Annotated in this window: 23 protein-coding genes; 13 read left to right on the top strand and 10 right to left on the bottom strand. The window is 68.0% G+C overall.

Annotated features, from left to right (window positions below):
• Positions 1–92: 92 nt before the first annotated feature.
• Positions 93–830, bottom strand: coding sequence for a cobalt-precorrin-6A reductase (locus tag K368_RS0108160; protein WP_036266097.1), 738 nt, complete (start codon positions 828–830; stop codon positions 93–95).
• Positions 831–862: 32 nt separating this feature from the next.
• Here K368_RS0108160 and K368_RS0108155 point away from each other — a divergent pair, with 32 nt between their 5' ends.
• The 4 genes from K368_RS0108155 to K368_RS0108140 all read left to right on the top strand — a co-directional run bounded on the left by K368_RS0108155 (position 863) and on the right by K368_RS0108140 (position 4,711).
• The gene (locus K368_RS0108155; RefSeq protein WP_027171951.1) at positions 863–2,092 is read left to right on the top strand and encodes a bifunctional cobalt-precorrin-7 (C(5))-methyltransferase/cobalt-precorrin-6B (C(15))-methyltransferase; all 1,230 of its coding nucleotides are present in this window, start codon (positions 863–865) and stop codon (positions 2,090–2,092) included.
• Between the two features lie 74 nt (positions 2,093–2,166).
• The gene (locus K368_RS0108150; RefSeq protein WP_027171950.1) at positions 2,167–2,607 is read left to right on the top strand and encodes a cobalamin biosynthesis protein; all 441 of its coding nucleotides are present in this window, start codon (positions 2,167–2,169) and stop codon (positions 2,605–2,607) included.
• Entirely contained in the window at positions 2,604–3,386 is a 783-nt protein-coding gene (gene cobM / locus K368_RS0108145; RefSeq protein ID WP_027171949.1) for a precorrin-4 C(11)-methyltransferase, read from the top strand. Before K368_RS0108150 ends, cobM begins: the two co-directional genes overlap by 4 nt.
• Positions 3,383–4,711, top strand: a complete 1,329-nt coding sequence (locus K368_RS0108140; RefSeq protein WP_027171948.1) for a cobyrinate a,c-diamide synthase — start codon at positions 3,383–3,385, stop codon at positions 4,709–4,711. The genes cobM and K368_RS0108140 overlap by 4 nt, the downstream gene beginning before the upstream one ends.
• A gap of 11 nt (positions 4,712–4,722) precedes the next feature.
• Here K368_RS0108140 and K368_RS0108135 read toward each other — a convergent pair whose 3' ends face one another.
• Entirely contained in the window at positions 4,723–5,121 is a 399-nt protein-coding gene (locus K368_RS0108135; RefSeq protein ID WP_027171947.1) for a helix-turn-helix transcriptional regulator, read from the bottom strand.
• 465 nt (positions 5,122–5,586) lie between these two features.
• Here K368_RS0108135 and K368_RS0108130 point away from each other — a divergent pair, with 465 nt between their 5' ends.
• Both K368_RS0108130 and K368_RS0108125 read left to right on the top strand, forming a co-directional pair.
• A complete protein-coding gene (locus K368_RS0108130; protein WP_027171946.1) occupies positions 5,587–5,946 on the top strand; it encodes an antibiotic biosynthesis monooxygenase in 360 nt (119 codons plus the stop codon).
• A gap of 1,015 nt (positions 5,947–6,961) precedes the next feature.
• A complete protein-coding gene (locus tag K368_RS0108125; RefSeq protein ID WP_027171945.1) occupies positions 6,962–8,473 on the top strand; it encodes an exopolysaccharide biosynthesis polyprenyl glycosylphosphotransferase in 1,512 nt (503 codons plus the stop codon).
• 19 nt (positions 8,474–8,492) lie between these two features.
• On the opposite strand, the gene K368_RS0108120 is transcribed toward K368_RS0108125, so the two are convergent.
• Positions 8,493–8,987 carry a Fur family transcriptional regulator gene (locus K368_RS0108120; protein ID WP_036266093.1) on the bottom strand — a complete coding sequence of 165 codons (495 nt, stop codon included), beginning with the start codon at positions 8,985–8,987 and terminating at the stop codon, positions 8,493–8,495.
• A 133-nt stretch (positions 8,988–9,120) separates the two neighbouring features.
• Between K368_RS0108120 and K368_RS27575 the strand changes: the two genes are divergently transcribed.
• From K368_RS27575 to K368_RS0108105, 3 genes are read left to right on the top strand one after another with little or no spacing between them, the layout of a single operon-like run.
• A complete protein-coding gene (locus K368_RS27575; RefSeq protein WP_280940230.1) occupies positions 9,121–9,252 on the top strand; it encodes a hypothetical protein in 132 nt (43 codons plus the stop codon).
• A 2-nt stretch (positions 9,253–9,254) separates the two neighbouring features.
• Entirely contained in the window at positions 9,255–10,139 is an 885-nt protein-coding gene (locus tag K368_RS0108110; RefSeq protein WP_036266090.1) for a metal ABC transporter ATP-binding protein, read from the top strand.
• Positions 10,140–10,177: 38 nt separating this feature from the next.
• Complete coding sequence (locus K368_RS0108105) at positions 10,178–11,002, top strand: metal ABC transporter permease (protein ID WP_197031065.1); 825 nt, start codon at positions 10,178–10,180, stop codon at positions 11,000–11,002.
• Positions 11,003–11,004: 2 nt separating this feature from the next.
• Here the strand turns inward: K368_RS0108105 and K368_RS0108100 are convergent, their stop codons facing one another.
• The gene (locus tag K368_RS0108100; RefSeq protein WP_280940229.1) at positions 11,005–11,607 is read right to left on the bottom strand and encodes an exopolysaccharide biosynthesis protein; all 603 of its coding nucleotides are present in this window, start codon (positions 11,605–11,607) and stop codon (positions 11,005–11,007) included.
• Positions 11,608–12,000: 393 nt separating this feature from the next.
• Between K368_RS0108100 and bcsS the strand changes: the two genes are divergently transcribed.
• Positions 12,001–12,696, top strand: coding sequence for a cellulose biosynthesis protein BcsS (gene bcsS, locus K368_RS24250; RefSeq protein WP_245259537.1), 696 nt, complete (start codon positions 12,001–12,003; stop codon positions 12,694–12,696).
• Between the two features lie 9 nt (positions 12,697–12,705).
• Here bcsS and K368_RS0108090 read toward each other — a convergent pair whose 3' ends face one another.
• Complete coding sequence (locus tag K368_RS0108090) at positions 12,706–14,256, bottom strand: cryptochrome/photolyase family protein (RefSeq protein WP_027171940.1); 1,551 nt, start codon at positions 14,254–14,256, stop codon at positions 12,706–12,708.
• Positions 14,253–14,987, bottom strand: coding sequence for an SDR family oxidoreductase (locus tag K368_RS0108085; protein WP_027171939.1), 735 nt, complete (start codon positions 14,985–14,987; stop codon positions 14,253–14,255). The genes K368_RS0108090 and K368_RS0108085 overlap by 4 nt, the downstream gene beginning before the upstream one ends.
• A gap of 113 nt (positions 14,988–15,100) precedes the next feature.
• Here K368_RS0108085 and K368_RS0108080 point away from each other — a divergent pair, with 113 nt between their 5' ends.
• Positions 15,101–15,967, top strand: coding sequence for a formyltransferase family protein (locus tag K368_RS0108080; protein WP_027171938.1), 867 nt, complete (start codon positions 15,101–15,103; stop codon positions 15,965–15,967).
• Between the two features lie 12 nt (positions 15,968–15,979).
• A complete protein-coding gene (locus K368_RS25925) occupies positions 15,980–16,141 on the top strand; it encodes a DUF2256 domain-containing protein (RefSeq protein ID WP_187273466.1) in 162 nt (53 codons plus the stop codon).
• Here the strand turns inward: K368_RS25925 and K368_RS0108070 are convergent, their stop codons facing one another.
• Genes K368_RS0108070 through K368_RS0108055 form a run of 4 tightly spaced genes read right to left on the bottom strand, consistent with a single transcriptional unit; the run spans position 16,142 to position 18,814 of the window.
• The gene (locus K368_RS0108070) at positions 16,142–16,735 is read right to left on the bottom strand and encodes a nucleotidyltransferase family protein (protein ID WP_027171937.1); all 594 of its coding nucleotides are present in this window, start codon (positions 16,733–16,735) and stop codon (positions 16,142–16,144) included. It abuts the gene before it with no gap.
• The gene (locus K368_RS0108065; RefSeq protein WP_027171936.1) at positions 16,728–17,768 is read right to left on the bottom strand and encodes a molybdopterin-binding protein; all 1,041 of its coding nucleotides are present in this window, start codon (positions 17,766–17,768) and stop codon (positions 16,728–16,730) included. The genes K368_RS0108070 and K368_RS0108065 overlap by 8 nt, the downstream gene beginning before the upstream one ends.
• Positions 17,765–18,481: an XdhC family protein gene (locus tag K368_RS0108060; RefSeq protein WP_027171935.1), complete on the bottom strand. Its 717-nt coding sequence runs from the start codon at positions 18,479–18,481 to the stop codon at positions 17,765–17,767. Before K368_RS0108060 ends, K368_RS0108065 begins: the two co-directional genes overlap by 4 nt.
• A 9-nt stretch (positions 18,482–18,490) precedes the next feature.
• Positions 18,491–18,814 carry an XdhC family protein gene (locus K368_RS0108055; protein ID WP_027171934.1) on the bottom strand — a complete coding sequence of 108 codons (324 nt, stop codon included), beginning with the start codon at positions 18,812–18,814 and terminating at the stop codon, positions 18,491–18,493.
• A gap of 252 nt (positions 18,815–19,066) precedes the next feature.
• On the opposite strand from K368_RS0108055, the gene K368_RS0108050 reads away from it, so the two are divergent.
• Positions 19,067–20,212 carry a branched-chain amino acid ABC transporter substrate-binding protein gene (locus tag K368_RS0108050; protein ID WP_051439813.1) on the top strand — a complete coding sequence of 382 codons (1,146 nt, stop codon included), beginning with the start codon at positions 19,067–19,069 and terminating at the stop codon, positions 20,210–20,212.
• The last annotated feature ends 369 nt before the right edge of the window (positions 20,213–20,581 follow it).

The raw sequence follows: 20,581 nt of genomic DNA, 5'->3' as shown, positions 1-20,581 counted from the left end.
GACGAACGGTGGTCCTCCCATCTCCCAGACCCATCCACCTCATCCTGAGGCGCCCGCGCAGGGGGCCTCAGGATGAGGGCGCGGGCGGGACGTCAGCAATCCAGGCGCCTTTCCAGCCATGCCAGCGCTCCTTCGGCATCAGGTACGCTGGCGACGTCGGGCTTCCGCGGCGGGCGTACGATCACCACCGGGATACCGAGGGCGCGGGCGGCGGCGATCTTGCCGTAGGTGGCTGGACCGCCGGAGTTCTTGGTGACCAGAATCTCGATCCGCCGCTCGGCGAGGAACGCCGTCTCGGCGGCCTCGTCGAAGGGGCCGCGCGCGGCGATCTCGGCAAGGCGCGGCACCGGCAGGGCATCGCCAATCGGCTCGATGCTGCGGACTACATAATCGTGCTGTGGGGCGGTCGTGAAGGCGCCGACTTCGAGACGGCCGATCGTCAGGAACACCCTACGGGTCATCTCGCCAAGGGCGAGGGCGGCCTCCGCCATGGTCTCGACCTCCGTCCAAAGATCTCCCGGCCTCCGCTCCCAGGCCGGGCGGCGGATGGCAAGGAGTGCCACGCCGGTCCTTTTGCAGGTGAGCGCCGCGTTGCGGCCGATCTGCGCCGCGAACGGATGCGTGGCATCGATCACCGCCTCGATCCGGTTCTCGGCGATCCAGGCGGTGAGGCCCTCGGGCCCGCCGAAACCGCCGATGCGGGTGCGCACCGGCTCGCGCTTCGGTGCGCTGGTGCGACCCGCGAGCGACAGCGTCGCGTCGATCCTCGGATCGAGGCGCTTCACCAGGGTGCTCGCCTCGCTGGTGCCGCCGAGGATCAGAACTCGCATCGTCGCCGTCTCCTTATCCGGCAGGCTTGTCCATGAGCGCCGCGCCCGTGTCGAGCACCGCCCCCTGGCTCACCATCGTCGGAATCGGCGAGGACGGCCGCTCGGGCCTGAGCCCCGCCGCCGCCGCCGCCCTCGACACGGCGGAGGTCGTGTATGGCGGAGCCCGCCATTTCGCCCTCGGCGCACCGCTGAAGGCCGAGACGCGGGTCTGGCCACGCCCGATCTCCGATGCCTATTCCGGCCTCCTCGCTCGACGCGGCCGGCCGACCTGCATCCTCGCCACCGGCGACCCGTTCCATTACGGAATCGGCGCCGAGATCGCGCGGCTGCTGCCGGCGGCCGAGATGCGCGTCCTACCCCACACCTCCGCCTTCAGCCTCGCGGCGGCACGGCTCGGCTGGCCGCTGGCCGAGAGCACCTGCCTCACCCTGCACGGGCGGGCACTGGAGCGGATCGTACCCCATCTCCAGTCGGGCGCCCGCCTCCTCGTCCTGACCTGGGACGGGACGACGCCGGAGACCGTCGCCGCCCTGCTGACGGAGCGCGGTTTCGGCTCCTCGCGTCTCGTGGTCCTCGAGGCCATGGGCGGCCCGCGCGAGCGCCGGTTGGACGCGCGGGCCGACGCCTTCGCCCTCACCGGCATCGATCCGCTCAACACCCTGGCGGTGGAGGTCGTCGCCGATGCGGACGCGCGCGTCCTCTCCCTGAGCCCCGGCCTCGACGATGCCTGGTTCGAGAATGACGGCCAGCTCACCAAGGCGGATATACGCGCCGTGACTCTGGCCGCCCTGCGGCCGCGCGCCGGCCAGCGCCTCTGGGACATCGGCGCGGGAGCCGGCTCCATCTCCATCGAGTGGATGCTGCGCGGTCCCAGCCTCCATTCGCTCGCCATCGAGGCGAATCCGGCGCGGGCGGCCCGTATCGCCCGCAACGCCGCCCGTCTCGGCGTGCCAGACCTGCGCGTGGTCGAGGGCGAGGCGCCCGCTGCCCTCGACGGATTGGAACCACCCGACGCGGTCTTCATCGGTGGCGGCATCTCGGGCACCGGCGTGCTCGACCGCGCCATCGACGCCCTGAAACCGGGGGGCCGACTGGTCGCCAACGTCGTCACCCTGGAGGGTGAGGCGGTTCTGCTTGGCGCCTTCGCCCGTCTCGGTGGACAGTTGAAGCGGCTGTCAGTCGCCCTTGCCGACCCGGTCGGCCATCTCCACGGCTGGCGCGCCGCAATGCCGGTGACGCAGTGGGTCTGGACGAAGCCGTGACGGGAGCGCTACGGCCTACCCTCTCCTCTTCCCGCCCCTCTTCCCGCCCCTCTTCCCGCGCGCGGGAAGAGGGGATGGAGACGGCGCCTCCGCATCCCGCCGGTTCCGACAGTCGGCCGCCTGTCGCCGGGATCGGGTTCCGGCACAGCGCGACAGCGAAGGAGATCGTCGCCCTGATCCACCGCGCGCTCGTCGAAAGTGGTCATGCGCCGGATCGGCTCCGCGCGATCGCCACCGCCGAAGACCGCGCGGACGAGCCTTCGATCGTAAAAGCCGCCGCCGCGTTCAGCCTCGTCCCCATCGGAATGGCACCCGCCGAGATGATTGCGGTCGATTGCCGCGTGCCGACCCGCTCGGGGCGGATCGAGGCAAGCCGGGGGGTCGGCTCAGTGGCAGAGGCCGCGGCGCTGGCCGCCGCCGGCGAAGGTGCAACCCTGATCCTCCCCCGGATCTCCTCCCACTCCGTCACATGCGCCCTTGCGCTTCCCGCGCATTTCGCCACTCAGGCGGGATGACCGTTCATTTCATCGGCGCCGGCCCCGGAGCCGCCGACCTCATCACCGTGCGCGGGCGCGATCTCATCGCGCGCTGTCCCGTCTGCCTCCATGCCGGCTCGCTGGTGGCACCGGAGATCCTGTCGTGGTGCCCGGCCGATGCCCGCGTCGTCGACACTGCGCCCCTGGACCTCGATGCGATCGTGGCCGAGATCGTCGCCGCGCACGAAGCCGGGCAGGACGTGGCGCGGCTGCATTCGGGCGACCTCTCGATCTGGAGCGCGCTGGCGGAACAAACCCGCCGCCTCGACCGGCTCGGCATTCCCTACACGGTGACGCCGGGCGTACCCTCCTTCGCCGCCGCCGCCGCCCTGCTCCAGCGCGAACTCACGGTACCGGGCCTCGCCCAGTCGGTGGTCCTGACCCGCACCTCCGGCCGAGCCAGCGCCATGCCGGAGCGCGAGACGCTCTCCGCCTTCGCCGCCACCGGCGCGACCTTGGCCCTTCACCTCTCCATCCACGTCATCGAGACCGTGGTGGACGAACTCGTACCCTTCTACGGGGCGGATTGCGCCGCCGCCGTGGTGTTCCGCGCAACCTGGCCGGATGAGCGTGTGATCACCGGTACCCTCGCCACCATCACGGAGGATGTGCGCGCCGCCGGCCTCGAGCGGACGGCACTGATCCTCGTCGGCCCGGCCCTTGCGGCCCGCGAATTCCGCGAAAGTGCGCTCTACTCCGCCGATTACGACCGACGCTTCCGACCCACGGGGCAGCCGACGCCCGGAGGTGGGGCATGACGATGCCGGGACGGTCCCATCCGCCGGGCCTCCTCGTCGCCGCTCCGCGGTCGAGCTCGGGCAAGACCACGGTGACGCTGGCACTGATGCGGGCGCTCGCCCGGCGCGGCCTTGCCGTGCGCGGTGCCAAATGCGGGCCGGACTATATCGACCCGGCTTTTCATCAGGCTGCGACGGGCTATCCCAGTGTCAATCTCGACAGCTTCGCCATGCCGGATGCCATGCTCGATTCGGTTGCGGCGATGGCAGGTCGCAACGCCGACATCGTGATCGCCGAGGGCTCCATGGGCCTGTTCGACGGCATCGTCGCTACCGAGGGCAGGACCGGCGCCAATGCCGACATCGCCGCACGCTACGGCTGGCCCGTGTTGCTCGTCGTGGACGTCTCGGGTGCCGCCCAATCGGCCGCTGCCGTGGCACTCGGCTGCGCGCGCTACGATCCGCGGATCCGCATCGCCGGGGTGGTCCTGAACAAGGTCGCCAGCGCCCGCCATCGGCGCCTAGTCGAGGCCGGTCTCGCGCGAGTCGGCATTCCGGTCCTCGGGGTGCTCATGCGCGATGCGGCCCTCGCTTTGCCCGAGCGTCATCTCGGGTTGGTCCAAGCTCGCGAGACTGGCGATCTCGCCGCAAGGCTCGACCGCCTCGCCGATCTGGCAGAGGCCGGCCTCGACCTCGACGCCATCCTCGCGGCTGCGTCGGGTCGCCTGCCGGACGTGTCGGATGCCGTCCTGCCCCCTCCCCCGGGGCAACGCATCGCCATCGCTTCGGATGAGGCGTTCTCGTTTCTCTATCCTCATATGGAGGCGGGCTGGCGCGCGGCGGGCGCCGAACTTGTCGCCTTCTCTCCCCTTGCCGACGAGGCACCCCCGGAGAGCTGCGATGCCTGCTGGCTGCCGGGCGGGTATCCGGAGCTTCATGCCGGGAAACTGGCGGCGGCCGACAGGTTCCTGAACGGCCTCCGGAGCTTTGCCGGCCACAAGCCCGTCCATGGCGAATGCGGTGGCTACATGACTCTCGGACTGGGGCTGGAAGACGCAGCGGGCGTCACGCATGCGATGGCGGGTCTGCTCCCCGTCGCGACCTCCTACAAGGTGCGCCGCCTGCATCTCGGCTACCGCGTCGCGAGGCTCATCGGCGATGGCCCGCTTGGGCGAAGCGGATCTCGCCTCGTCGGGCACGAGTTCCACTATGCCAGCGAATTGACGCCGCCTCCCACCGAGGATGTCGCCCTCGCGGTGGTCACCGACGCGGAAGGAGTTCCGCTAGGGATGGCCGGTCACCGATGCAGCAGGGTGTCAGGAAGCTTCTTTCACCTTATCGGATAACTGAAAACCGTTCAGACTGCCGCAGCGGCTTCTGAACGTTTTCCCATCTTCGCCGCAGTCCGCACGATTGCCAGAACGTCACGCCGGAGCTGGTCGTCCTCGATCAGAGCGTAAGCCTGGAGAAGCTCGATCGCGCCATGGGCACTCAGGAAGCCGAAGACCTCAGATTGTGTCCCTCCCGCATCGTCTTCCTCAAAAAACGCCGAGACAGGCACTTCGAGAAGACGGGAAATCTCGCGGAGTCGGCCAGCGCCAACCCGATTCTGCCCCTTCTCGTACTTCTGAACCTGCTGGAAGGTCACTCCGACGGCGGTCCCGAGGGCAGTCTGACTGAGGCCACGAGCCTTGCGCAGGGCCGTGATCCGCAACCCAACCAGGCGGTCGACATCGGTAGTTTGCTTGGGCATCATCACTCGTTTCAGTGCTTAATACGGTCTTGGCCGGTTGTGTTTATCTCCGCAACCGACGCGTCATCGTCAATATGCCGCATTCGGTACGTTCGAAAGTTAAAATCAGGTGAACCTGCAAATCTCTACGGCCCTCCCGTTGAGGGGAAGGGATCTCCAGAAGCGGCCAAGGAATCACGAGCGAAACCCTGGATCCAACGTGGGCGGAACCAGCTTGACCACAAATCGGGCAAGGATGGCAAGAGTGACTGCAAACTCGCCGTTGCAAACTAGAGAACAGAACGACCTCGATTTCACACTGACGACAGAGAATCGTTTTTATCTCCACCGCCATGATGAAAGGAATCGTATCATTAAAACACGGACTAATGAAGCTTTTCCCGCCATTCCGAATCACGATGTTGCGGCTTAGAATATTGCGCGGACGGCCGGCCGCCCTAGCTTCCTGCCACACGAAGAAGGTGCTTCATGTTCATCGCCATGAATCGATTCAAGGTTGTTCCGGACGCGACGGCGGAATTCGAGCAGGTCTGGCTCGGGCGGGACAGCCAACTCGGTGAAATGGAGGGCTTCGTCGAGTTCCAGCTGCTTCGCGGCCCGTCCTACGAGGATCATGTGCTGTATGCGTCGCATACCGTCTGGGCTTCCAAATCGGCTTTCGAGGCCTGGACCCGGTCGGAGCAGTTCCGCAAGGCGCATAGCCGCGCGCCGACGACGAAGCCTCTCTATCTCGGCCATCCGCAATTCGAAGGGTTCGAGCCGATCCAGACCCTGAGCAAGACGCAGGACGGCTCTTCGGGGGAGCGGCATTCCGAAACGGCTGCCTGATCGGCCTCATCGCGCGGCGGCATCTTCGACTCCACGCCCTCCGAAAGGGATGCCACCACGCTTCGAGGCCGGCAGGCCGGCTTGCTCTGCATTGCTCGGTCTCGAACGGCCACTGTGGCGTCTCTGCGCCGCGCTGCCAGCGCAGCGGCCACCTGATTTCACATCAAGCAGATAGGGCCTGGGCGCCACGCGCGCAGGCTCGTCCGCGCGAGGCGGGAGGAGAGTGGTAGCCGTGAGTTCGAGAGCATGTCCTGTACGGCGCGCTCCATCCGCGATGGAAGCCCGGCGCGGATATGGCGCGGCGGCGCAGTCGTTGCAGACCTTCGGCACGCCGGAAGAGAGCGTGACGGCATACCGGGCCCTCGGACTGAACCACTACGGCTTGCCTGCGTCCGGCATCGGTTCACAGCGCCACCGAACCTTCGGAAGGATCGAGCCCGGTGCATCCTGTACCGCAGTCCCGACGAGCCGCGTTCGAAGCCCACGAACGCCAATAGGCCTGACGGATCCCGTGACAGGGCACCCTGAATTGTGAGGGCGGTCGGCTCGCCGAGTTTGGGGCAGAACTCACCGGCTCTTGCCAATCGGCCTATGGTTTGGCTGGCCGCCGATTGCAGACCGTCTCCATCCGCGATGATCGCAAAGCTCCATCGGCAGACCACGGAACGGATGCTGGCCTTTCGCCATAGCGATCAGCCACGCTTTCGCACAGCGCAGAGAAAGCTGGACGGCATCCAGGGCGGGGCCGCCGTGATGGCCGACATCCGGGGACACGCAGGAGCTTCCAGGCGATCCCGATAGAGGTTGCGTGTGGCCGCGTAACGCGACCGCCATCGCGGCATGGGCACAGGATCGAAGGTCCACCCGATGCGCGGCTTTCCTACCAGCGAGGTAAAGCTTCGACTGAAGCGGGCGGGTCCGAGGTTTGCGCTCCGGACGGACATAAGGATGACCAGGGGGGACAACGTCCCATTCTGGCACAAGCCACGTCTCACTCCGGTACACAGCGCCCCAGATGTTCCAGCAACGTCTTCCCGAAATCTACCACAGCCTGCCCTCCGCGCGCGACACGCGACGCGACGCCTGGGCGGCCGTCCTTCCGCGGCGGTGGCGCGGTGCGATCCGCTTCGGGCTGTCCACGGCTCTGGCCGTCTCCGACCTCGCTGCAATCATCGTCACCGCCTACCTCGTGGAGGCGATTTATTACGAGTTCGCCTTCGACCAGCAGATCACCACGGGCATGACCGGGAGTTTCCAGCTGGCGGGCCTCGTGGGCGTCTTCGTCCTCCTGACCAACCTCGTCCGGGAGGAGTACAATATCGAGACGCAGCTGACCCGCGGCCTCCACCGCCGCCGCATGGCGAGTCTCTGGCTTGCCGCTTGGGGAATCGTGCTCGTCGTCGGCTTCGCCACCAAGACTACGAATGACTTCTCGCGTGCGGTGGCGATCGGCTTCTTCCTCACGGGCTTGCCGGCCCTGTACCTGTCCCGTCTCGTCATCGTGGGCCTCGTCCGGCAGACGACGAGCACCGGCTCCGGCTCGCCATCGATCAGTCGCATCCACCTCGTCGGCTTCGAAGAGGACATAGCCAGCTTCCACGCCAACAACGATGCGCAGGCCCTGAATCTCCGGGTCATCGGGACCAGCTACCTGCGTCGCGTGGATCCGCGGGAGGATGCGTCGGTGCGGCAGGCGCAGATGTCGGAAGACCTCGACCTCGCGGTGTCGGTCGTGCGGTTCCTGCGGCCGGACGACGTCTTCATCCTGGTCCCCTGGACGGATGCGGCGGATATCGAGCGGTGCGTCGACGCGTTCCTGCGCGTTCCGGCCGCTCTCCACCTCCGTCCCGGCTCGGTCATGGACCGCTTTCCCGATCTCAAGCTCGCGCGGGTGGGGCGGCTGTCGGGCATCAATATCGGCCGCCGGCCGCTCACGTTCGGCGAGATCGCCCTGAAGCGCGGTCTCGACGTCGTCCTGTCCGCCGTCGCGCTGGTGCTGCTCGCGCCGCTCCTGGCGTCCATCGCCCTCTTGATCAAGCTCGATAGCCCCGGGCCGGTCTTCTTCCGCCAGCGCCGCTACGGCTTCAACCAGCAGGCCTTCGGCGTGTTCAAGTTCCGCAGCATGAAGACCGAGCAGAACGCCGTCTTCCGGCAGGCGACCCGCAACGATTCGCGGATCACCCGTATCGGCGCCATCCTGAGGCGGACGAATCTCGACGAGCTGCCCCAGCTCATCAATGTGCTCCTGGGTGAGATGTCGCTGGTGGGTCCGCGCCCCCATGCCCTTGCCCATGACCGCAGCTTCGAACGGCGGATCGCGCTCTATGCCCGCCGCCACAACGTGATGCCTGGCATCACTGGCTGGGCCCAGGTCAACGGCCTGCGCGGCGAGACCCTCACCGATCTCGACATGGAGCGGCGGGTCAACCACGATCTGCACTACATCGACAATTGGTCGGTCTGGCTCGACATCCAGATCATGATCCAGACCATCGCCTCGCGGCAGGCCTATCGCAACGCGCGCTGAGTCTCGCGCAGCGCCTAGTCTACGGGTTCGGGTCGTGGCCGAGGCAGGCGCCGCACTCGCCCTCCACCTCAAGAATCCGGCTCGACGGTTTGAAGCCGGCTTTCGCCAAGGTTTTGTCGAGTTGGTCGTCCACCTCCGGCGAGGTCGTCTCGTCGATGCTGCCGCATGTCCGGCAGATCAGGAAGACGAGCCCGGCTCCGTCGCCATGCTGGTGCCCGCAGGAGACGAAGGCGTTGCGGCTGGCAATGCGGTGGACGAGACCGTTCTCGGTGAGGAAGTCGAGGGCGCGGTAGACCGAGACGGCGGCGACCCGGCGCCCCTGACCGCTGAGCCGCTCCGCGATGTCGTAGGCGCCGAGCGGCTTGGATTCAGTCGCCACCGCTTCGAGGACGTCCCGCCGCAACCGCGTGAACTGCAGGTCACGCTCGGCGCAGAGACGCTCCGCCCGTGCGAGCGCATCCGTGGCGTTGTCACAGCAGGCGCCGTGATCGTGGACGGCACTATGGTCGTGCACGCCATCCTCCCCTGATCGCCGGTCGATGTGGTCCGGCACGTTGAACTGATGCGATGTTACAGTGTATCAGCACCAGAGATAGTTCGCCGTTCCCGTTCGGACAATTCCGCCCCTTCCTGGTACCCGAACCGCTGTGACGCGTCCTCCCCAGATCAAACCCTCCCCCCGTCGCTCCCTGTTCCAGGCCGGCGCAGCCTCGCGACTGGTCATCGCCGCGATCCTGTCCGGGCTGGTCTGGGGGGCGATCCTCTGGGCCATGGGATAACGATGACACATGCCCTCATCGGGGATGTCCCCGTTCAGCCCGGCGCCATCGCCTTGCGTGGATTAACGCTCGGCTACGACCGACATCCCGCCGTGCACCATCTCGACGGGACGATCCCCGCCGGAGCCCTCATGGCCCTCGTCGGCCCAAACGGCGCCGGCAAATCCACCCTTCTCAAGGGAATCATTGGAGAAATCCGCTGCCTCGACGGCCGGATCGACCGGCCGGGGGGCGCCGATGCCATCGCCTACCTGCCCCAGGCCGGCGAGATCGACCGCGGCTTTCCCCTCAGCGTCCTCGACCTGGTGGCGATGGGCCGCTGGCGCCGCCTCGGCTTTTGGCGCAGCGCGCTCCCCGATCGCCGGACGCTGGTCCGTGCTCTCTCCGCCGTAGGTCTCCTCGGTTTCGAGGACCGGATGATCGGCACTCTGTCGGGCGGTCAGTTCCAGCGTGCCCTGTTCGCACGCCTCATCGTACAGGACGCCCGCATCATCCTCCTCGACGAGCCGTTTACCGGGATCGACGGACGCACCACCGCCGACCTGATCGCCCTGATCCGCGGTTGGCACGGGGAGGGCCGCACCATCGTCGCAGCGCTTCATGATCTGCATCAGGTCAAGGCGCATTTTCCGACGACGCTGCTTCTGGCCCGCGAGCCGGTGGCCTGGGGCGACACGGAGACGGTGCTGACCCAGGAGAACCTCGCGCGCGCCCAGGCCCTGTCCGAGGCCTGGGACGAGGACGCCGCCATCTGCGGGCGCGGCGATGGTCATCATCACGCACCGCCCCCTTCCGACGGCGGGGACCGGCACGCCCACGATCATGACCATTCTCATGGTCACGCCCACGATCACGACCATCGTCACGACCACGGACACGTCGCGTGATCGATCTCCTGTTCGGGCCCTTCATCGAGTTCGGCTTCATGCGCCGGGCACTGGCCGGTTGCTTCGCCCTCTCGCTCTCAGCCCCGCCGGTGGGGGTCTTCCTCATGCTGCGGCGCATGAGCCTGATGAGCGACGCCATGAGCCACGCGATCCTGCCCGGCGCCGCAGTCGGTTTCCTGGTCGCTGGCTTGTCGCTGCCGGCAATGACCATCGGCGGGCTCGCCGCCGGCCTGTTCGTGGCGCTTCTTGCCGGCATCGTCACCCGCACGACCGCGATCAAGGAGGATGCGAGCCTTGCCGCTTTCTACCTGATCTCTCTTGCGGCCGGCGTACTGCTCGTCTCCCTGCGCGGCTCCCAGATCGATCTCTTGCACATCCTGTTCGGGACGGTGCTGGCCCTCGACGACCCGGCGCTCATGCTCCTTGGCGGAATTGCCACGGTAACGCTGTTCGCCCTCGCCGCGCTCTACCGCCCCCTCGTGATGGAATGTGTCGACCCGCTGTTCCTGCGCACGGTGAGCCGTGCCGGCGGGCCGGTGCATTACGCCTTCCTCGGGCTCGTGGTAATGAACCTCGTGGGAGGCTTTCAGGCCCTCGGGACGCTGCTCGCGGTAGGGCTGATGCTGCTGCCGGCGATCACCGCCCGGTTCTGGGCCGCCGACCTGTCAGGCCTGATCCCCACGGCGATGGCGGTGGCGATGGTGTCGAGCTTTGCCGGGCTCACCGCCTCGTATCGCGCCGATCTGCCCACGGGGCCTGCGATCGTGCTGGCGGCGGGAAGCCTCTACCTCGTCTCGCTCCTGTTCGGACCGAGGGGCGGCCTCGTCTGGCGCCTGTTCAGGCCGCGCCACCTGGAAGGCTGAGGCTACACGCTGAACAGGCTCATGAGGCCCGAGACGATGGCGTAGATGAAGCCGGCATTCAGAATTACGCCGATGGCACCGACGCCGAGCCCCATGACCACGAGCAGACCATCGCGCTCGACGAGGCCGAGGCCGACGAGGCAGATGGCGAGACCGAGGGGGATCTGTCCCACCAAGGGCGCTGCCACGACCAGGGCCAGGGACAGGGTGAGGAGGATCAGCCCCACTGTCCGCAGGCCGAGCCCCGTCTCGAACAGGCTCATTCGCGGGCGCGACCAGCGCTCCAGCCGCCGAAGCAGCGGCACCGCGCGCTTGGCGGCCCGCTCCACGTCACTTCTGGCGATCGAGCGACGCAGGAGCGCACGGGGCAACCACGGCGACGACATCCCCGCCGTGATCTGAACTGCAACGAGTAACAGCAGCAAGCCGCAGACAAGCGGGATCGGCGGCGGCATCGGCAGGCAATTCGGCAGGCCGAGAATGACGATGAGCAGGGCGAAGGCGCGGTCCTTGAGCACCGCGACGATGTCGCCGATGGTCAAGCGATCCGTCTCCTGTGCCGCGAGCACCGTGAGAACTTCGGACGTTCGAGCAGCTGGTGACAAGAAAACTCGGCCTTTGGCGACGGTCCTGCCGCGGGCTCTATCCTAGTCCCCGCCCGACGCCAACCGAATCAGCTTTGGCCTCCATGCCGCATCGCGGGTCCACTGTTGGGGACGTGGCTCGACCACGCCAGGCGCTGAACCATACCACCCCCTATCTTAGGTTTGATCGGCACATCTTTAAGCATAGATAAATCGACCAGAGACGAGAGTTCGAGCCTCTACGGAGAGGGTTAGACCGTCTTTGCGCACCACCCACAGTCTAATATCGACTCGACAGCACAACTTCCTATATAAGTCCGTACACTCGTTTTTCCGCAAGACGGGGCGTGAATGGACATGGGAGGGCCGGCGAGATCAACGAACCGATCACTGCATTCACGTCGTCCGACACTCATGTGCTGTGCCACACTCTGTTTTGGCGTCGTCTTCGGCCCGGCACGAGCGGAAGAGGGCTCCGTCTCGGCGTTGATCTTCGGCAGCCTCGATGCCGGATCCTCGTCCTTCATTACGGGCGGCGCGAAGATCACGTTCGACGGGCGCGATCGGGACGGTTTCGCCATCCTCGCAAGCGGGGGAGCGGGAGCGAGGGTCGAGCGTGGTCCCTCGATACGGGGCATCTCCACGAGTCAGACCCGCCTGACGGCGCTCGGAGCGGTGCTCGCCGGATACCAATGGTTCCACGATTGGGGTGTCGTCGCCGCTTTCGCAGGGCCTGAGGGAAGCATCGAGGTGGAGCAGAGTGTCCTCGGCACAACGGTGCTGCCCAACCGCTACGGCATCAGGCTGCACGGGGAAGTCTGGGCGCGGCCGACAGAGGAATCCCTCCTTGCTGCCACCGTGATCCTCGGCTCGACGCGCCAGAGCGCCTGGTGCCGCCTTGCCTGGGGTTACGACGTGCTCGGTGCCTATCTCGGCCCGGAGGCTGCCCTCTACGTGGATGGGACCGGCTATTCAAAGCTCGGGATCGGTGTCCACGCCACCGACTTTCGCATAGGCGACGTGAGCTTCCGCGCCTCGCTCGGCTACCAGACCGAAACCGATGGCGGGGGAAGCCCCTACGTTACCCTCGGTGTCTGGCAACCCTGGTGAGAATGAGAATCAGGGCGGGCCCGAGCGCATCTCCGGGCCGGCGAGAAAACGTGCGGCATCGGACGTGATCTCATCCCGCCGCCGCGGCCCCAGCCCATCGAGGGTGCGGTAGGGCATGGCCAGCCGTGGGTTTCCGGCCAAGCGCTCCGCATTCTCGATGAGGAAGTTCCAGTATAGGTAGTTGAAGGGACAGGCGCCCTCGCCGGCCTTGGCCGCCACATCGTAGGCGCAGTCCCGGCAGTAGTCGGACATCCGATTGATGTAGGCGCCGGAGGCCGCATACGGCTTCGAGCCCATGACGCCGCCATCCGCCCACAGGACCATGCCGTGGACGTTGGGCAGCTCCACCCATTCGTAGGCATCGGCATAGACGACGAGATACCATTCCTCCACCTGCGCCGGTTCGAGCCCGGCTAGCAGCGCGAAGTTGCCCGTCACCATCAGTCGCTGGATGTGATGGGCGTAGGCATGGGTGCGGGTATCGGCGACACATTGAGCGAGGCAGTTCATGCGCGTCTCACCCGACCAGTAGAACCACGGCAGGTCGCGCCTGGCGGCGAGGGCGTTGGTCTCGGCATAGGCCGGCATCCGAGCCCAGTAGAGTCCCCGGACGTATTCGCGCCATCCGAGGATCTGGCGGATGAAGCCCTCGACGCAGTTGAGGGGGGCCGCACCTTCGTCATAGGCGCGGGCCGCCGCCCGGCAGACCTCCTCCGCCGTGAGCAAGCCCGCGTTGAGCGCCGGGGAGAGGAGGGCATGGTAGAGGAAGGGCGCGCCCGTCTTCATCGCATCTTGGTAGTCGCCGAAATGTGGCAGGCACTCGTCCAAGAAATGCTTCAAGGCGGTGAGGGCGTCAGTGCGGGTCACCGGCCAGCGGAATGCGTCGAGATCGCCGAAATGGTCGGCGAACCTCTCCGCGACCAGGGTGATGACCTCGGACGTGATCGCATCGGGCGTGAAGCCGGGGCGTTCCGGTGATCGGTGTCCGCGCGGCAGCTTCTTGCGGTTGTCGTGGTCGAAGTTCCACTGGCCGCCCACCGGCTCGCCGTCCTTCATCAGCAGGCCCGTGCGCTTCCTCATGCCGCGATAGAAGGTCTCCATCCGCAAGGCGTGCCGTCCCTCGGCCCAGCGTGCAAAATCCGCGCGCGGACAGAGGAAACGGTTGTCTTCGCGGATCTCGACGGGCATTGGCAGGTCATCACGCCAGCCATGCATCATTTCCCAAACACGCCACTCACCGGGCTCGGTAACGATGATTCCATCGGGTTCGTGCCGTGCGACCGCCCGCCGGAGTTCGCCGGTGAACGAGCCAGTATTGCCCGGCGCGTCGAGGCGCACATAGTCCACGGTGACGCCCTCGGCCTCCAGATCGGCCGCGAAATGGCGCATGGCCGCGAACAGGAAGGCGATCTTCTGCTTGTGGTGGCGGACATAGGTCGCCTCCTCCCGCACCTCCACCATGAACACGATGTCCGACTGCGGCTCGAGATCGGTGAGGGAGGAGACGCGCCGGTGAAGCTGGTCACCGAGGACGAAGCGGAGGGTACGCAGTGACGTCACCCCTTCGTACGCAGCGTCGAGCGGCCGCCATCCGCGCCGATGATCTGCCCGGTGATCCAGCCGGCTTCCGCCGAGACGAGGAAAGCGGCGAGCGTGCCGATATCGTCGGGCGTGCCGAGCCGCTGCAGGGCGTGCATGGACGCGATTCCCGAAGCCAGCGTCTCGTTGCCGGTGATGGCGGCGGCGAGTGGCGTGCGCGTCAGCGAGGGGGCGACCACGTTGATCCGGATATGAGGGCTCAGCTCGGCGGCGAGGGATAAGGCGAGCCCCTCCACAGCGCCCTTGGCCATGGCGACGGAGGCATGGGCCGCGAACCCCTGCGCCACCGCCACGGTGGAGAACAGGACGACGCCTGCCCCCATCTCGCCCGCCCCCGCCTTGAGTGCCGGCGCCGCAGCCTGGAGGGCCAGGAGAGCGCCGAGGGCATTGAGCTTGAAATCCGTCACCGCATCGTCGGCGGTCAGCTTCGCCAGCGGCTTCAAGTTGATGGTGCCGACCGCGTAGACGAGCCCGGCCAAGGTGTCGCCAGCCTCCTGCGTCACCGTCGCGAAATGGGCGGGGTCCGCGACGTCGCCTGCGGTGAAGGTGGTCTCTCCGAGGTCGGCGGCGGCCTCCTCGAGCCGCCCGGCATTGCGCGCCGCCAGATGCAGCGGGATACCGCGCTTGCGCAGGGCCCGCGCCGTGGCCATGCCGATGCCGCCGGTTCCACCGTAGATCACAACCCGATTCATGACCGCTCCCATTCCGTGCCGGATCGGATAGGTAAGGCGGACGACGCGACCGTGGAGCCCGTGAGGCACCATCCGTAGAGTCGCACGCCGCGCATCCGCTCCCGGGGTTCTCCATGAAGTTTGCCTTCGCCGGCATCGATTTCCTCGGCGGCGTATTCGAAGCGCTGGTGGACGCCGGATGGACGCCGATCAAGCTGTTCACCCGGCCCTGCGACGGGCTCTACGACCACAACGAGACGGTCGTAGCCCAGAGCCGCCGGCACCGTATCCCGATGCAGCTCTCGCGGATCAAGCTCGCGGATCTCGACGCCCTGGCTCAGGCCCACGGGACGGACTGGGCCTTGGTGGTAGCTGGCTACCCCTGGCTCATCCGGGGCTGGCGCAACCGGGCCGCCTATGCCCTGAACTTCCACCCCTCGCCGCTGCCGGTCGGGCGCGGCCCCTACCCGCTGTTCAAGGCGATCACCGACGCACGCACCGACTGGGGCGTGACCGCGCACGTGCTAGCCGAGGAGGGATTCGATACGGGCGACGTCCTCGCGCAGGAAACCTTCGCCATGGCGCCGCAGGAGACCCACGAGACCCTTCTCGCCAAATGCCAGATCGCTGCCCGACGGTTGGCCTCGGGACCAATCGCACGCGACCTGCCGGCGTGCTGGCAGGCGGCCAAGGCCCAGGGTCAAGGCTCCTACTGGCCCCGCGTGACGGATGCGGACAGAACCCTCGATTTCCGCTCCGATGTGGAGGCGATCCTGCGGCGGATGCGCGCCTTCGGCACCATCGAGACCATCGCGCGGCTCGGCGACAACCGCGTCTTCGTCGCTGCGGCGGAGGGCTGGCGCGAGCCGCACCGCCACTCGCCGGGAACGATCGTCCACCGCTATCGCCGCCATGTGGTCATCGCCGCCCGCGACGGCTTCATCCAGATCACCCGCTGGAGCCCGGTCGCCGTCGCGGATGCCGGGCAGCTCGGGCGATAGGACGAGGCTCCCATGCCGCGCATGCGCAAGAAGGCGGATCTGCCCACCAAGGTCTGCGCCACCTGCGGCAAGCCCTTCGCTTGGCGCAAGAAATGGGAACGGGTCTGGGACGAGGTCCGCTACTGCTCCGACCGGTGCCGGAACGAGGCGAAGCGGCCGGGCAAAGCCTCTTGATCAGGGGCGGGCGGCATCGATCAGGGCGGCCTGGGTATCGATATCGAGAGTGACGGCCGCATCCATTTCCCGTTCGACGACGTCCGTCCGCGCTGCGAGGATTCGGCCGGCGCCCTGATCTCCGCTGAGCGAGGCCAAGTCGGGCGCGAGGAGCACGCGATTCAGGAGAACCGGGTTTCCGCGTGCGCCGCGATGGACCGGGACGATGGCGGCCGGCGCTGGGTTGGCTGCCACGAAAGAGGCGGCCAGGGCGGCCAAGTGGGCAGGCCGGATACGCGGCATGTCACCGAGCATCACGATGATTGCGGCGGGCTCCGGCAAGGCGTCGAGCCCGCATCGCAGGGAGGTGGACAGGCCCTCCGCATGGGCCGGATTGTCGACGATCCGCAGGTGGAGACCGTCCAGCGCCTGCCGGATCGCAGCGCCATGCGCGCCGAGAATCACCGCCACGGGCCCGAGATTCGCCGCGACCGCGCACTCGGCCGCGTGGCGGACGAGCGGCTTGCCGTCGAGGAGTCCGAGCATCTTCGCGGCCTCGCCGAAACGCGTCCCACGGCCGGCGGCGAGGAGGACGATGCCGATGGGATCAGGCATCGTCCGACACGCCCTCGTCGGAGGCGCTGTCCTGGCCCGATCTCGGCTGGGGCCGGGACACGATCTCCATGAGCAGCCCGCCGACACCGAGTCCGACGATGTCGGCACGGCGGATCACGAGGCCGGCGAGGAGGCGGTGCAGAATCCAGTCGAACCCGTTCTCGGCGGGCGAACGCGCACAGCCCGGAGCACCGATCACCGGAACCTCGCCGCGACGGCCGACGAGCAGAAGGTTGCCGGGATCGACGGGCATGCCGAAATGCTCCACCTCCCCGCCCGCCGCCTCGATGCCGGCGGGGATGACGTCGCGCCGGTCGGCGATGGCCGAGGCGCCGAACACCACGACGAGATCACATCCGTCGCGGTCGATGGCCTCTTGGATGGCGGTCGCCACCGCGTCGGCCTCATGCGAGACTCGAAGGTCGGCGGCGATCCCCGCCCCGGTCGGCCCCAGCCGGCGTTCCAGGTTGCGCAGGGTCTTGGCGACGGTGGTCTCCTTGAGCCCCGGCAGCAGGGTGGAGACGACTCCGACCCGGAAGCGGCGATAGGGCATGACCGTGAGGGACGCCGGCGTCGCGATCCCGTGGGCACGGTCGAGGGCGGCACCGGACACGGCATAGGGAATGATCTTGACCGTCGCTACCATCTCGCCCGGAGTCACCGGCCGGAACGGTGGCAGGGTCGCGAGCGTGATCGCCTCGTCCACCGCGTTCACCGCATCGATGACGGAACGGTCGATCATCAGAATGCCCGCCACCTCCGCCTGAAGGTTGCACCGTCCGGTGAAGGCGGGGCCGGTGGAGAGACCCGCGCCCGCCACCCGACCGGCAAGACGGGCGGCGGCCTCGTCCTCGCCGACATCGCCCGTCTCCAGGGTCACGGCCACCACGCTGTCGAGGCCCGCCTCGGCGAGACGACGCGCGTCCTCGCCCCGGATCGGCCGCCCCTTGCGGACGATCACGTCGTCGGCCCGCAGGGTATGGGCGGCGATGAGCCCCGCGGCCCGCGCGATCGCGACCGAACCGAACTTCACGCGGGAACTCCCCGGTCGACGGCGCGCGGACTGGCCCCGCGCAGGGCGGAGACGATCTGCGCCAGGATGGAGACGGCGATCTCGGCCGGGCTCACGGCGCCGATGTCGAGGCCGATCGGCGCCTCGATCCGTGCGATCTGCTCGGGCGAGAGCCCGGCCTGCGACAGGCGCTCGACCCGGGCGGCATGGGTCTTCCGCGAGCCAAGGGCGCCCACATAGAAGCACTCGGCCTTCAAGGCCGCCATCAGCGCGGGATCGTCGATCTTCGGATCGTGCGTCAGGGCGGCGACGGCGCAATAGCGGTCGAGGGGCGGCACGGGGCCGGCCAGGGCCTCGTCGGGCCAGAGGGCCACGAGGGGAACCTCGGGAAAGCGTTCGGGCGTGGCGAAGGCCGTCCGCGGGTCGATGACGCTCACGGACAGGTCGATCGCCGCCGCCATGGGACACAGCGCCTGGCTGATATGCACCGCCCCGATCAGGACGAGCCGCACGGTCGGCACCTGCACGGTGAGGAAGAACTGCCGCCCCTCCGCCTCGACGAGGCCGCTCTTCCCCGATGCGAGGCGTCGCGCCAGGATGTCGGCGAGGGGATCGGCCGGGATTTCGGCCTCGCGGACCACGCGCTGGCTGCCGTCATCGAGGTCGGTGACGAGCAGCGCGGCGCGGCGCGCGGCACGCTCGACATTGAGGGAGCGGAGGGAGTCGAGCTTCATGGCGCCGCTTCAGTCGATGCGTTCGACGAAGACGCGGATGCGCCCGCCGCAGGAGAGACCCACCCGCCAGGCGGTCTCGTCGGCGACGCCGAACTCGATCACCCGTGGCCGTCCGTCGGCGATGGCGTCCAGCGCCTCGGTGATGACGGCCCCCTCGACGCAGCCCCCCGAGACCGAACCGAGGAAGTTGCCGCCCTCGTCGACGACGAGGTGGCTGCCCACCGGGCGGGGCGCGGAGCCCCAGGTCTCGACCACGGTGGCGAGCGCCACGCCGCGCCCGCTGCGTCGCCACGCCTCGGCCGCGTTGAGGATGTCGGTTTCGGTGGAGAGCATGGGACACTCCGCGCGCTGCGCGTCCAGGGCATGACGGCACTCACGCAACGCCGCCTCCGGGAGATAGGCTCCGGTGCCCACGGCGCAATGCGCAGGCGAGGCCCATGCCATGCCCGGTCCCCGAAGCGTGCCAACCGGCACGCCGGGATCGCCCATGGAAGGACGGCCCACGTCGTTCCGGCCGCGCCAAGTCCGTCAGACCGCGCTATGGAAGCTGGACCGGCCTCTCGCCGACCATCCGGGCCTCGCACCATGAGACGCATCCCACCCACGGCCGCCGTACCGTTCCTCGCCACGCTGGCTGTCGCGGCATCCGGCGCCGTCGCTCAAACTCCGGCCCAGGCACCGGTCCGGATCGGCCTCTCGCTCCCTCTCACCGGGCCGGATGCCGCCTTCGGACAGGGGCTCCGGGCGGGAGCCGAACAGGCGGTGGCGGATCTCAACCGCGCGGCCGGGCCATCGGGCCGCAAGCTCGCCCTCGTGGTGGCCGACGATGCCGGCGACGGCCAGCAAGGGCTCGCGGTCGCGCGGAAGTTCATCGCCGATCGGGTCCCCCTCGTCGTCGGACCGTTCAACGCCACCGTGGCGGCGTCGGCCCTGCCGGTCTACGAGGACGCGGGGATCGTCGCGGTGACGCCCGGCATCGCTTGGCCTGCCTTGACGGCGCGCGGGGCCTGGAACGTCTTCCGTATCGGCGGCAGCGATGCCGAGCAGGGGCCGATCGCAGCGGCCTACCTCCTCGGGCGTTTCCGTGGGCGGCGGATCGGCTTCGTCCACGACAAGAGCACGTTCGGGCGTGGCCTCGTCGACGACGTCGCCCGCATTCTCAAGGCGAACGGGCAGGCCGAGACGGCTTTCGAGAGCCTGGGCCGCGGCGACAAGGACCTGTCGACCCTCGTCGCCCGACTGAAACGCGCGCAGGTCGAGGTCATCTATTTCGGCGGTCTCGCGCCCGAAGCCGGCCAGCTGATCCGTTCCCTGCGCGAGGCGGGTCTCGCCATTCCCCTCGTCGGCAGCGACGGGCTGCTCGACAAGGACTTCGTCACGGGTGCCGGCCCCGGCGCCGAGGGGACGGTGATGACTCTCCTGCCGGAACCGAGAAAGCTAACCGAATTCAAGGGCGTGGCGGCCAGAACGAGAACGCCGGAGGCCGACATGGTCGCGGCTCAGGGCTATGCGGCGGTGGAGATCCTCAGACAGGCGGTGGATCAGGCGAAGTCGAGCGAGGGCCGCAAGGTCGCGGATGTCCTGCACGGCGGTGCACCATTCAAGACCACCATCGGCGAGATCGCGTTCGACGCCAAGGGCCAGCCCAAGGCGCCCGGCTACGTGCTGCAGGTCTGGAGGAAGACACCGGACGGCCGCATCGATTACGCAGGCAACGCCGTGACGCCCTGAGGCGAGGGGCCCGCGTATCGCCGCCGGCTCGGGAAGGCCGTACTCACCACGGATGCAGCTCGATACCGAGCGGCGCCGATCCCGACCTATTGTCGTCCTCAGCGAGTTCGGCGAACACCCGCCACCGCGCAGTCGCGCGGCCGGACGACGATGAGGTCTCCTTATCGTCGTCCGGCATGAGCCCCCGAATCGGGCAGTTGAGGCACCCGCGACACTGTCGAGGTATCAGGACAGCATGTGATTTCCTGTCGACGGGATAGCGTTCCCGGCGGTAAAAGCTTGCTTACGGGACGCGCGAACATTATGTCGTGCCGACGCTCGCCGGTGTTGCGCATCCGATGGGATCGGACCCGCCGCCCGCAGCGTTTT

This window comes from Methylobacterium sp. 10 (assembly GCF_000519085.1).
In the GTDB taxonomy this organism is placed as follows: Bacteria; Pseudomonadota; Alphaproteobacteria; order Rhizobiales; family Beijerinckiaceae; genus Methylobacterium.
The sequence above is the reverse complement of the archived record's forward strand: the minus strand, read 5'-3'. Positions and strand labels throughout refer to the sequence as shown.